The organism is Calothrix anomala FACHB-343 (assembly GCF_014696435.1).
GTDB lineage: Bacteria > Cyanobacteriota > Cyanobacteriia > Cyanobacteriales > Nostocaceae > Aulosira > Aulosira anomala_A.
Genome location: NZ_JACJQG010000013.1, coordinates 99,443 through 111,938 on the forward strand (window position 1 = coordinate 99,443; position 12,496 = coordinate 111,938).

At 39.5% G+C, this 12,496-nt stretch carries 13 protein-coding genes; 12 read left to right on the plus strand and 1 reads right to left on the minus strand.

Annotated elements, in window-relative coordinates:
• Positions 1 to 6: 6 nt before the first annotated feature.
• The 9 genes from H6G08_RS09700 to H6G08_RS09740 all read left to right on the plus strand — a co-directional run bounded on the left by H6G08_RS09700 (position 7) and on the right by H6G08_RS09740 (position 8,152).
• Complete coding sequence (locus tag H6G08_RS09700; RefSeq protein ID WP_190540998.1) at positions 7 to 990, plus strand: glycosyltransferase family 2 protein; 984 nt, start codon at positions 7 to 9, stop codon at positions 988 to 990.
• 146 nt (positions 991 to 1,136) lie between these two features.
• Positions 1,137 to 2,381: an ABC transporter substrate-binding protein gene (locus tag H6G08_RS09705; protein ID WP_190541001.1), complete on the plus strand. Its 1,245-nt coding sequence runs from the start codon at positions 1,137 to 1,139 to the stop codon at positions 2,379 to 2,381.
• A 124-nt stretch (positions 2,382 to 2,505) separates the two neighbouring features.
• The gene (locus H6G08_RS09710; protein WP_190541006.1) at positions 2,506 to 3,456 is read left to right on the plus strand and encodes a branched-chain amino acid ABC transporter permease; all 951 of its coding nucleotides are present in this window, start codon (positions 2,506 to 2,508) and stop codon (positions 3,454 to 3,456) included.
• Positions 3,457 to 3,463: 7 nt separating this feature from the next.
• A complete protein-coding gene (locus H6G08_RS09715; RefSeq protein ID WP_190541009.1) occupies positions 3,464 to 4,066 on the plus strand; it encodes a Uma2 family endonuclease in 603 nt (200 codons plus the stop codon).
• Between the two features lie 309 nt (positions 4,067 to 4,375).
• Positions 4,376 to 5,305 carry a branched-chain amino acid ABC transporter permease gene (locus H6G08_RS09720; protein WP_190541012.1) on the plus strand — a complete coding sequence of 310 codons (930 nt, stop codon included), beginning with the start codon at positions 4,376 to 4,378 and terminating at the stop codon, positions 5,303 to 5,305.
• A gap of 175 nt (positions 5,306 to 5,480) precedes the next feature.
• The gene (locus H6G08_RS09725) at positions 5,481 to 6,254 is read left to right on the plus strand and encodes an ABC transporter ATP-binding protein (RefSeq protein WP_190541014.1); all 774 of its coding nucleotides are present in this window, start codon (positions 5,481 to 5,483) and stop codon (positions 6,252 to 6,254) included.
• Between the two features lie 15 nt (positions 6,255 to 6,269).
• On the plus strand, positions 6,270 to 7,019 hold the full coding sequence (locus H6G08_RS09730) for an ABC transporter ATP-binding protein (RefSeq protein ID WP_190541017.1): 750 nt from the start codon (positions 6,270 to 6,272) through the stop codon (positions 7,017 to 7,019).
• Between the two features lie 31 nt (positions 7,020 to 7,050).
• On the plus strand, positions 7,051 to 7,614 hold the full coding sequence (locus H6G08_RS09735) for a Uma2 family endonuclease (RefSeq protein ID WP_190541020.1): 564 nt from the start codon (positions 7,051 to 7,053) through the stop codon (positions 7,612 to 7,614).
• A 106-nt stretch (positions 7,615 to 7,720) separates the two neighbouring features.
• On the plus strand, positions 7,721 to 8,152 hold the full coding sequence (locus tag H6G08_RS09740; protein WP_190541023.1) for a DUF2262 domain-containing protein: 432 nt from the start codon (positions 7,721 to 7,723) through the stop codon (positions 8,150 to 8,152).
• A gap of 230 nt (positions 8,153 to 8,382) precedes the next feature.
• Here the strand turns inward: H6G08_RS09740 and aqpZ are convergent, their stop codons facing one another.
• Positions 8,383 to 9,141 (minus strand): aquaporin Z, encoded by a 759-nt coding sequence (gene aqpZ, locus H6G08_RS09745; RefSeq protein WP_190541121.1) that lies wholly within the window; start codon positions 9,139 to 9,141, stop codon positions 8,383 to 8,385.
• A gap of 504 nt (positions 9,142 to 9,645) precedes the next feature.
• On the opposite strand from aqpZ, the gene H6G08_RS09750 reads away from it, so the two are divergent.
• The 3 genes from H6G08_RS09750 to H6G08_RS09760 all read left to right on the plus strand — a co-directional run bounded on the left by H6G08_RS09750 (position 9,646) and on the right by H6G08_RS09760 (position 12,083).
• Entirely contained in the window at positions 9,646 to 10,293 is a 648-nt protein-coding gene (locus H6G08_RS09750; RefSeq protein WP_190541026.1) for a histidine phosphatase family protein, read from the plus strand.
• An 86-nt stretch (positions 10,294 to 10,379) separates the two neighbouring features.
• Positions 10,380 to 11,432 (plus strand): glucokinase, encoded by a 1,053-nt coding sequence (locus H6G08_RS09755; RefSeq protein WP_190541029.1) that lies wholly within the window; start codon positions 10,380 to 10,382, stop codon positions 11,430 to 11,432.
• A gap of 42 nt (positions 11,433 to 11,474) precedes the next feature.
• Positions 11,475 to 12,083 (plus strand): hypothetical protein, encoded by a 609-nt coding sequence (locus tag H6G08_RS09760; protein ID WP_190541032.1) that lies wholly within the window; start codon positions 11,475 to 11,477, stop codon positions 12,081 to 12,083.
• Positions 12,084 to 12,496: the final 413 nt, after the last annotated feature.

Here is a 12,496-nt window from a genome sequence, read left to right on the forward strand (position 1 = left end):
TAAATCATGCTACCTAAATATTCTTTTATCGTCCCGATTTATAACGAAGAAGAAACCATCCAAGAAATGTATCGCCGCATTTCCCAAGTCATGAATCGCATGGATGGCGAGGTAGAGTTATGTTTAGTGAATGATGGTAGCCGCGATCGCTCTTTACAAATGATGCGAGAATTACATCAAAAAGATCCGCGCGTGGTTTACTTAAGTTTGGCGCGAAATTTTGGACATCAAATTGCTGTGACGGCTGGGCTAAATTTTGTTCGCGGCAAAGTAATTGTCATTTTAGATGCCGATTTACAAGATCCGCCCGAATTAATTCCCGACATGGTAGAAAAATGGCGACAAGGATATAAAATTGTCTACGCCCAACGCATCCAACGCCGTCAAGAAGGGTGGTTTAAACGTTTCACCGCCTATGCTTTTTACCGCATTCTCAAAAATCTGGCAGATGTTGATATCCCCACAGACACAGGGGATTTTTGTTTATTAGATCGTCAAGTTGTCGATGTTCTTAATGCTATGCCAGAACGCAATCGTTATATTCGCGGATTGCGGGCTTGGGTGGGTTTTAATCAAATAGCAATTAAATTTGAACGCGATCCGCGCTTTGCCGGTGAAGTGAAATATACATTTCGCAAATCTTTAGCATTGGCAATTAATGGATTAGTTTCCTTTTCTAAAGTTCCCTTACAACTTTCTACTTATATGGGATTTTTCGCCGCCCTACTTTCACTATTCATGTGTGTAATGGTGTTATACTGGCGACTTGTTCAGCCCCATTCTTCCCTCACGGGAATGGCTATTATTTTGATGGCTATTTTCTTTATTGGTGGCGTACAACTATTTAGTATTGGAATTTTGGGTGAATATATTGGGCGGATTTATGAAGAAGTAAAACAACGTCCGCTTTATACCCTAGCAGAAGTAGCCGGTTTTTATGAGGATTATGCCGAACGCCAAAAATCCATGAGTATGGTAGACGAGAAATAGTTGTAACCAGCACAGCAAATTTCCCCGCGATGATGAGAAAATCGCCCCATTTTGTTAATCAAAATTTAAGAGCATATAACTACTTGGAATCTTGATCCTTATGTGGTCAAATAAAGATGATTCCCAAAATATATCGTTGCTCATCCATGAAAAACTCTGCTGCGCTGACAACTACATTTTGTATTACCTTAAGTTTGCTGCTAACAGCCTGTAATGGTGGTAACAGTGCTAATAATGGAGGAACTTCTACACCAACTCAGACTACAACTAACAATCAATCAACAACAAATACATCAGGCGTAATTCCCATTGGTATTGCCTTTGCACAAACTAGTAACGTAGCATTACTAGGGCAAGAACAAGTAGCTGGCGCAAAAATTGCCGAGAAGTATTTCAACGATAAAGGTGGTATTAATGGTACGCCAATTAAACTAGTGTTTCAAGACACTAGCGGTGATGAAAATGGTGCAATTAACGCTTTTCAAACCTTAATTAATAAAGATAAAGTCGTCGGGATTGTGGGGCCGACTTTATCACAACAAGCTTTTAGTGCAGACCCTGTAGCTGATCGTGCTAAAGTACCTGTATTAGCAGCGTCTAATACCGCAGATAAAATTCCCGAAATTGGCGATTACATAGCGCGAATTTCTGCACCTAGTTCTGTAGTTGCGCCTAATTCTGTCAAAGCTGCACTCAAGCTCAATCCTAACATTAAAAGAGTGGCGGTTTTCTTTGCCCAAAATGATTCTTATAGTAAATCAGAAACCGACATCTTTCAGAAAACTGTGAAGGATCAGAATTTGGAATTAGTCACAGTTCAAAAGTTCCAAACTAGCGATACAGATTTTCAAACCCAAGCTACCAATGCAATTAACCTGAAAGCAGATTTAGTGATTATTTCCGGTTTAGCTGCTGATGGTGGTAACTTAGTCAGACAATTACGAGAACTCGGTTATAAAGGTTTAATTGTCGGTGGTAACGGGCTGAATACTTCCAACATTTTCCCAGTATGTAAAGCATTATGCGATGGTGTATTAATTGCCCAAGCTTACAGTCCAGAACATCCTGGTGAGATTAATTCAACATTTCGTAAAACCTATAGCGAACAATTTAAAAAAGAACCGCCACAATTTACAGCCCAAGCTTTTACAGCAGTTCAAGTTTATGTCGAAGCACTCCAAGCATTAGATAAAAAAACTAAAGTTAATACCTTAGCTCTACCACAATTGCGCAATGAATTAAATAAACAGATACTAGCAGGGAAATATAATACACCCTTAGGTGAAATTGCTTTTACCCCCGTTGGTGAAGTCATCCAAAAAGATTTTTATGTAGCGCAAATCAAAATGGATAAAGATGGTAGCCAAGGTAAATTTACATTTTTAAAATGACGTAGATTAGGGAGATAAGGGAAGGGAAGGGGGACAAGGAGGACAAATGAAAATTGTACAGACGCGATGAATCGCGTCTCTATTGACAAATGACAAATGACAAATGACAAATGACAAATGACAAATGACATTTACCTTATTTTTGCAACAATTTTTAAACGGGCTATCTATTGGTAGCGTTTATGCAATTTTCGCCTTAGGATACACTCTGGTGTACTCCATTTTAGGCATCATTAATTTAGCGCATGGAGCAGTATTTACTCTGGGTGCATATTTTACTTATGCACTCATGGGTGGTAGTTTTGGCTTCAATGGTTTGCTAGCTAATGCCACTCTACCGATAAAATTACCATTTGCGATCGCCTTATTTTTAGGTAGCTGCTTGGCGGGATTGGTGGGGATAGCAATGGAACGCATCGCTTTTCAACCCCTACGCCGTAAAGGATCAGATCCTTTATTAACTGTAGTTTCTAGCTTGGGCGTAGCGGTAGTTATCGTTAACCTGATCCAATATCTAGTTGGTGCAGAAAGTTATACCTTTCCTTCTAATGCTTACGGGAATTTACCACCCTCAATAAACTTTGGTACTCCTGAAAGCCCGATTCCTATACGCAGCGTGCAAATCGTGATTTTTGCGGTTTCTGTGGTATTTGTGGCAATTCTTACCTATTTTATTAACGGTACTAAATATGGTAAAGCCATGCAAGCGATCGCCGAAGACGCAACCACCGCCAGTTTATTAGGAATTAACACCGATGGCTTTATCGTCCTGACATTTTTCATCAGCAGTTTCTTAGCCGGATTAGCCGGTACTTTAGTTGCTTCTAGCGTCAGTATCGCCGGGCCTTATTTTGGTATCGCCTTTGGTTTAAGAGGGTTAGCAGTCATCGTCTTAGGCGGTTTAGGAAGTATTCCCGGTGCGGTATTAGGCGGTTTACTCATTGGCTTAGTCGAAGCATTCGTCCCCGGCGAATACTCCGGTTACAAAGACGCCGTAGCATTTGCCATTTTATTTGTCATGCTATTAGTTAGACCCCAAGGTTTACTAGGACGCAGGTTTATTCAGAAGGTTTAGAGACTGTATGACAACATTTACTAAACAGAAATTAACTTTTTATCAGTTTCTTGAACAGTGCCCAGAGGAAGGTTTTTATGAATTAGTGAATGGAGAAATTGTTGAAGTACGAGCTACGAGAAATCATGATGATGTCGCTGATTTTATGGCTGACTCTTTCAAGGATGAAATTAAACGTTTTAATCTGAATTATGTCGTTAATAACACAGCAGTAATTAAAACAATCACTGCTGAAGGCGTAGAACAAGGACGCAAGCCTGATGTCAGTGTCATAGATAAGGATATATGGCGCTCAAATCGTACTGCTTACTCTGCACTGGAAGAATCGATTCAATTAGCTGTAGAAGTGACATCAACTAATTGGGAAGATGACTATATTGATAAATTAGACGAATATCAACGTTTAGGCATCAAAGAATATTGGATCGTCGATTATTTAGCAATAGGGTTAAGAGAATATTTAGGTAATCCCAAAGTTCCGACTGTATTTGTTTTTGTATTAGACAGTAATGGAAGATATCAACGCCATCAATTTCGAGGTGCTGAACGAATCATATCGCCAACTTTTCCAGAATTAACATTAACAGCAGAGCAAATATTAACAGCTTAAGCCTAAGATTTATTAGGAATTATGATAATAATGCATTCGCAATGCGGCAGGACTTACGCAAAATCATCAAAAACCTTAATTTATTGAACCGCCAAGACGCCAAGAACGCCTTCTCTGCGAGAGGCTTCCGCCAACGCGCAGCGTCTCCCCTTGGGAGAAGAATTCGTAGAGTGTGTGTAAATCCTATGATAATTAGATAAGGGAATTAAGGGGAGACAAGGAGGATAAGGAGGACAAGGAAGATAAGGGAAGGGAAGGGGGACAAGGAGGAAAAATAACAAATGACTATTGACTATTGACTATTGACTAATGACTGAATTTATTTCTACTTACGGTTCGCTAATAGTCTCTATGGTATTAGGGGCTTTATTGGGGCTATCCCTTTACTTACCATTAATGACAGGACAACTATCTTTAGCAAGCCCCGGATTTTATGCTCTAGGTGGTTATATTGCCGCAATTTTATCAACAACAGTCTTTAAATCTGATAGTAGTTCATTTTCGATTTGGCTGTTGTTAATCGAGATGATAATTGCTGGTATAATTTCTGGATTATTGGGTATTGCTGTAGGAATTCCCGCTTTAAGATTGCGGGGAATTTATTTAGCGATCGCAACTATTGCTTTTGTCGAAGTTTTGCGCGTTATCTCCCTCAATTTAGAAATTACAGGCGGTGCTGTGGGGATTTTTGGTATTCCCCAACCCTTCCAAAACCAAATCGAATATTTATGGATTGCTTTACCATTACTCATCATTTCAATGGTGTTATTTTATCGTCTAGAACGCATTCGCGTAGGCAGAGCATTTACTGCAATTCGAGAAGATGAACTAGCCGCCGGTGCAATGGGAATTAACCCCACATACTATAAAGTTTTAGCTTTTACATTAGGGGCTATTCTTGCAGGGGTAGTTGGTGCAATTAGCGCCCATTTTCTCAATACCTGGAATGCTCGCCAAGGGACATTTGATGCGAGTATTATCTACTTAACTTTTGTCTTAATTGGCGGTTCGAGAACGTTTTTAGGTTCAGTTGTGGGCGGAATGGTATTTACAGCTTTACCCGAAATCTTGCGCAGTCTAGCCGATACAGGCGGATTACCTTTGTGGTTAGCGCAATTTTTACGAGATGGGAGATTAATTATTTTTGGCGTGCTAATTGTTATCGGAACCATCTTTTTCCCTCAAGGATTAGTCACACCAGATATTTTTAAGCAGCGCAAAATTAAAAGTAGATCCTAATTTAATATTTGAATTACTATAGCAATCCTATCTGAGTTGTGAAAATATTTTTTTTGATGAACCGCCAAGACGCCAAGTACGCCAAGGTTCAGAGAAGAAGCTGAGAGTTAGCAAATTTCACAAATGATTTAGGATTGCTACATTTCCTAGTCACTAGCCCCTAGCCCCTAGAAATATGGATAACAATTCTATTGTCTTAGAAGCAAAATCATTAACACGCCGCTTTGGTGGTTTAGTGGCTGTAAATAATGTCTCTTTCGCAGTCCAAAAACATGAAATTTTTGGATTAATCGGCCCTAATGGTGCAGGAAAAACCACATTATTTAATTTAATTACTGCTTTAATTCCCCCTTCTGAGGGACAATTAATTTATCAAGGTCAAGATATATCCCAATTACGTCCCCATAAAATTGCAGCTTTAGGAATTGCCCGCACTTTTCAAAACATTCGCTTATTCGGTGAATTATCAGCTTTAGAAAATGTGATTATTGGCGGGCATTTGCATACTAATAGTGGTATGATTACAGGAGTTCTAGGATTGCCACCAGCGCCTAGTGAAGAATCTAAAAGTCGCAAAAAAGCTTTAGATTTATTAGAGATGGTGGGATTGAGCGATCGCACTCAAGAAAAAGCCAAGAACTTTGCTTACGGCGATCAGCGTCGCTTAGAAATCGCCCGCGCCTTAGCCTTAGAACCGCAAATTTTGCTCCTCGATGAACCCGCAGCAGGGATGAACCCCAGCGAAAAACAGCAACTCAGCGATTTTATCCGCAGTCTTAGGGAACGCTTTAACTTAACGATTATCTTGATTGAGCATCATGTACCCTTAGTTATGGGATTATGCGATCGCATTGCTGTTTTGGATTTTGGACAATTAATTGCTTTGGGTAAACCTGCTGTTGTCAGAGACGATCCAGCCGTAATCGCAGCTTATTTGGGAAGTGGATGAGGAATTAAACCGCCGATGAACGCCGATGAACGCCAAGATTTAATTAGTAAAGAAGATTTTACGATTTTAGATGTTCAAGACCTAGATGTAAATTATGGCGGTATTCAAGCCTTAAAAAAAATTAATTTAATTATTAAAAAAGGTGAAGTAGTCACTTTAATTGGTGCTAACGGTGCTGGTAAAACTACCACACTCCGCGCTATCTCGAAAATAGTTTATCCCAAAAGCGGGGCGATTTTTTATAGTGGTAAGAATATCACGCGCCGTCCAGCTTACGAAGTAGTAAAACTAGGTATCGCCCATTCTCCTGAAGGAAGGAGAGTATTAGCCAGACAAACAGTTTTAGATAATTTATTATTAGGCGCTTATATTCGTAACGATCGAGAACAAATTAAAGCAGATTTAGAACAGCAATATCAGCTATTTCCCCGGTTAGCTCAAAGACGCCATCAACTAGCCGGAACCCTCAGTGGTGGGGAACAACAAATGTTAGCGATCGCGCGTGCTTTAATGAGTAAACCCCAACTCCTACTTTTAGACGAACCTAGCTTAGGTTTAGCACCCGCGATCGTCCGGGAAATCTTTACTATTATTGAAAATCTCCGCGCTACCGGCGTAACAATTTTATTAGTCGAACAAAACGCAAATTTAGCTTTACAAATTGCTGATCGAGGATATGTTTTAGAAGCTGGTGCTATTACTTTAACAGGTGCAGCATCGGAATTAATTACCGATGAGCGAGTGAAAAAAGCTTATTTGGGATAACTGAATTAAATGAAGAAATAGGGTGGGATATATGGTACAGTTACCAACCAAACCTCTAACTTTAGAAGAATTTTTAAAACTGCCGGAAACTAAGCCAGCTAGTGAATATATCAATGGGCATATTATTCAAAAACCTATGCCACAAGGAAAACATAGTAGGCTTAGATGTCAGTTATTTAGTACTATTAATGCTTTAGCTGAAACTCAAAAAATTGCCCTAGCCTTTCCAGAATTGCGTTGTACCTTTGGCGGACGTTCAATTGTCCCTGATGTCGCGGTGTTTGCTTGGGAAAGAATTCCTGTAGATGCAAATGGCGATGTGACGAATGTTTTTGAAACTTATCCAGATTGGACAATTGAAATCCTCTCACCTGAACAAAGTCAGACTAAAGTCACCGGAAATATTTTACATTGTCTAAAGTATGGTACTAGCTTAGGTTGGCTGATTGACCCAGATGAAAAATCTGTTATAGTTTATCCACCAAAACAACAACCAGAACTTTTACAAGCAGAACAGGAAATTTTACCAGTTCCCGATTTAGTGAGTAACCTGCAATTAACTGTAGGACAATTATTTGCATGGTTAAAATTATAAGCTAATGCAAAACTAGACAATTGTAGGTTGGGCTTACCGTGTGTAAAGCCAACAAACCCCCCAAATGTTGGGTTTTGTGACTCAATCAAACATACGCAGCTTAATCATGACTAAAAAAGTAATTAAAAATCAAATTCTAGGTGAATTAACTTGGCATAATGATTTTGATTGGTGGAAGGGTAAAATTGAAATTACTCCAGGGAATATTATTAGTTTGAGCGTTGATAGTGAGAATATAGAAATACCATCTGTTAGCGAACTTACTTGTCATTCTTTCACCCGAATTAAACAACAAGAAGTCAACCTTCGGCGTTGTACAGCTAACCAGCTTATCGACCTGTACAATAAAAGCTGGAATAATGATGATGAGATTGACTGTCCAACTTTCATGAATTTGATCAAACTCGAAGCAGTCCATTTAAATTCTGATGGTAGCGCTACCTTGTATTATGAGGATGGCGGTTTATTTGGCGGACATGTAATTGTTGTCTCGATTGATTGTGATGGAATTTTTGAGGATGCAGATATTGCAGGTTAATACTGCTAAACATGTAAAATAAAAAATTTTTTAACATATATAGATTTAGCTAGATAGATTAGGACATCAAGCTAAAATAAAACCCTGACAATCAAAGGCTTTTAAGTCTGTCAACAGTCAACAGTCAACAGTCAACAGTCAACAGTCAACAGTCAACAGCTATAAATAGGCAATGCCCACCATTTTATATCTTTGGTGGGCATTATAAATAATATTGTGTTTGAAAATTGCTATTTCAACTGCAATTCTGCTTCGCCTACAACAGGTTCGCCTGATTCACCTAATACTCGTGAATAGAAAGATCCAGCTAAGATTGCACCTAAAATAGGCGCAATCCAAAACATCCAAACTTGGCGAAACATTTCTACCCCAGCAAACAGTGCAGGGCCAGTAGTACGCGCAGGATTTACTGATGTATTAGTGATGGGAATACTGACTAAATGAATCAAAGTTAGCGCTAAACCAATAGCAATCGGTGCAAATCCTTTAGGCGCACGGCCATCAGTTGAACCTAAAATTACTATTAAAAAGATGAAGGTGAGTACAACTTCTGTGATGAAGCAAGCAAATATTGAATAACCACCGGGAGAATGTTCTGCAAAACCATTTGTTGCTAATGGATTCGAGCCAGAAAGTGTAAAGCCTGGTTTACCACTGGCGATTAAATAAATTAACCCTGCGGCGAAAATTGCGCCTAATACTTGAGAAATAATATATGGCAGTAATTCGGAGCCGGGAAACCGTCTTCCTGCCCACAAACCAAATGATACAGCCGGGTTAAGATGACAACCAGAAATATGACCAATCGCATAGGCCATAATCAAAACTGTCAGTCCAAATGCTAGAGACACACCTAAAAAACCAATTCCCAATTCATTGGCTTTAGCATCAGGAAATGCTGCTGCAAAAACAGCACTTCCGCATCCACCAAGAACTAGCACCAATGTTCCGAGAAATTCCGCAAGACAACGGGTAAACAGGGGTATCATTTTTTTATCCATACTCTCCTCAGTTTCAATTTACGCTGTCATCTTTCCAGATTTTTAATCTTTAATTTTTTTTTAATTTTATACAATTGTTTATATTATTGATATCAATTTGTATACTGCTATTTATTTACTAGCTAGTTTCTCAATATTTAGAAACATATGTAAGGTGAGAATTGCTAACCCTACATATAAGGAGATTTTTTGGATTAAATTAGCTAGCTAGAGTTAATTTATCAATATTTCTTAATAATCTAAATTGTTAAATTAATTTGCACTCCCATGAGCAATAAAATACCCTTGAAATGATTAATATTGCTTGATACACAAGGAATTTTTATTACTGACTTACCAAGTTTCTCAACATGAGAAATAATCTTAGATGCCCTACTCTCACAAGAATTATTTAACAAAACATTACAATATTTATAATATATTTGGATTTGTAGCCCAGTTTTTGGGTGTCTATTACTGTAGCGAATTGTATTCCCCTGAACAATTAAAACCATGAGTCAAATTATCTGGATCGCCAGACACGCCAACCGCCTTGACTTTGTCAACCCCGATTGGTTTCTCACTGCTGAACGCCGCTACGATCCACCTTTATCAGAGGATGGTTTCATTCAAGCCAAGCAGCTAGCTAATCGCCTCAAAACAGAAAAAATCAGTCATATTTTTGCCTCTCCCTTTCTCCGCACCGTGCAAACGGCTAATGCAGTGGCTCAAGCCCTAGATTTACCGATTAAGCTAGAAACTGGGTTAAGTGAATGGTTAAATCCTGCTTGGATGACAGAAGAACCAGAAAGGCTTTCCACATCAGCGTTAGCAGAATTATTTCCCAGAATTGATATCAGTTATACCGCGCGCATTGCTGCCAAATATCCAGAAACACATGAACAAGTCAGAGGACGTTCGGGACAAACAGCTAGATGTCTGGCTACAGAATTCTACCCGGAGAATATCCTGTTAGTAGCACATGGCGCTTCTGTACTGGGTGCGGCGATGGGATTAGCCGGAGAAGTTGCAAAAACGGAAGTGAAGGCTTCTTTATGTTCTTTAGTCAAAGTGGTGCTGCAAGACTCAGAATGGTTACTAGAACTTAAGGGAGATACTTCTCATCTAGTGGAGGTAGAGGAAGTAGTTCGATTTGTTTAAATCTCTGATAGAGATTTTGAATCTTGGCTTCCGCTAATCTAGATATTGCTATGGACTGAGAATTCACTCTATTACTGATAAGTTTTATGACATTACTACTAGCGGGAGACATCGGCGGTACAAAAACTATTCTGCGGTTAACGGAAACCACAGACTCACCGGGAATCAATGAAACCTCAGACTCCCATCTGTTACGCAATATTTATGAGGAAAGTTTTCACAGTCAAGACTTTCCTGATTTAGTACCGATAGTCCAGCAGTTTTTAACTAAAGCCAAAGCCGCAACACCAGAAAAAGCTTGCTTTGCGATCGCGGGGCCAGTGGTGAAGAATACTGCTAAGTTGACCAATTTGGCTTGGTATTTAGATAGCGAACGTCTACAGCAAGAATTAGGGATTGGTTCTGTTTCCCTGATCAATGACTTTACAGCGATTGGTCACGGTATTTTTGGTTTAAACAACAAACATCTGCTGACTTTACAAGCAGGAAAACCCAAATCGGAAGCACCGATTGCGATTATTGGTGCGGGAACTGGCTTAGGACAAGGCTTTTTAATTAAGCAAGGACAACATTATCAAGTCTTTCCTTCTGAGGGTGGACATGCAGATTTTGCACCGCGTACCGAGTTAGAGTTTCGGTTGATGAAATACCTGCTAGATAAACATGATATCCAGCGCGTTTCTGTAGAAAGAGTTGTGTCTGGTCAAGGTATTATCTCTATTTACCAGTTTTTGCGGGATCAAAAAATTGCGACGGAATCACCAGATATCGCCAATATTGTCAGAGTGTGGGAACAAGAGGCAGGAAAATTAGAGAAAAGCGTCGATCCCAATGCAATTATTGGCACAGCTGCACTTCAAGGACGCGATCGCCTTTCTCAACAAACCATGCAGCTATTTGTCGAACTTTATGGTGCAGAAGCGGGAAATTTAGCGATTAAACTCCTACCTTATGGCGGATTATATGTTGCTGGTGGTATTGCTCCCAAAATCTTGCCGTTAATCCAAGAGGGTAGTTTTCTGTTAAACTTCACCCAAAAAGGTAGAATGCGTTCCCTCCTCGAAGAAATACCGGTGTATATTATCCTCAACCAACAAGTAGGGCTAATTGGTGCTGCTTTGTATGCTGCTAGGTTATAACAGCTAGCATCGGTGATATTAGCATCATCAAAAGCAAAATCTATGACAATTAAACTTTTATTGCCCTTACTTGCTGCCACACTTGTATGTGGCGGATCTTTATTGGTAGAAGCAGTTCAACCTAAACCAAAAGTTACTTCAACTCCGGCTAAAACCAAAGTTAATCAACCAGTCCAGCCCAAATGGAAGTTGTTTACTGGCCCCGATGGACGTTTTAGTGTTTTAATGCCAGGAACCCCTAAAAGGAATACCCAAACCCAAAAAACCTACATGGGGGAAATCAATGTCGAATTATTTATTGCCCAACCACAAAAACAGGAAGTAGCTTATGTAGTGGCTTACAATGATTTTCCTTACAGTTATGGTCAAATGGCGAACCCCCAAACGGTACTGAATAACGCTAGAGATATCGCCTTAAAGACTACGAAAAGTAATTTAATTAGTCAGCGAGATATTCAGAGTACTAATGGTCATCCAGGTAAAGAAATTGAGTATGTAGACGCTGGGGGGAAATTCACCAAAAACAGAATGTATTTTGCTCAAGGGCGGTTGTATCAAGTAATGGCTGTAACTACCAAAAAACAACGCCCATCTTTAGTGAAAACCATCAATGGCTATTTAAATTCCTTCAATTTGGTTTTAAAAGCTTGAATTCAGTTCTCAGCTTTGAATGCAAGTTCAAGGCTGAGGCTGGGCATGGGGCATGGGGCATTGGGCATGGGAAGATAAAGGATACAAATGACTAATGACTAATGACAGCCTCCGCCACTAATCTCTAATACCAATTCTCCAAAAGGAAGCAACAGATAATGACGGGGGACGCGGAGACAACGAGACGCGGAGATTAATGTGTAGCCAGATTTTAGAGAAAAGGTCAGGACTTACGCAAAATACCTTTGAAACTCTTATTTCTTCGTGTCCTTCGTGTCTTTGCGGTTCGATTCTTCCGTAGTTTGTGCGTAAGTTTTAAAGGTATAATTACACCAACTTATACCAATTTGAAAAAAGAATGCGATAGATACACAACCTCAACGCTTTGTTCTGTCTGGATTCTTAATTTTGAA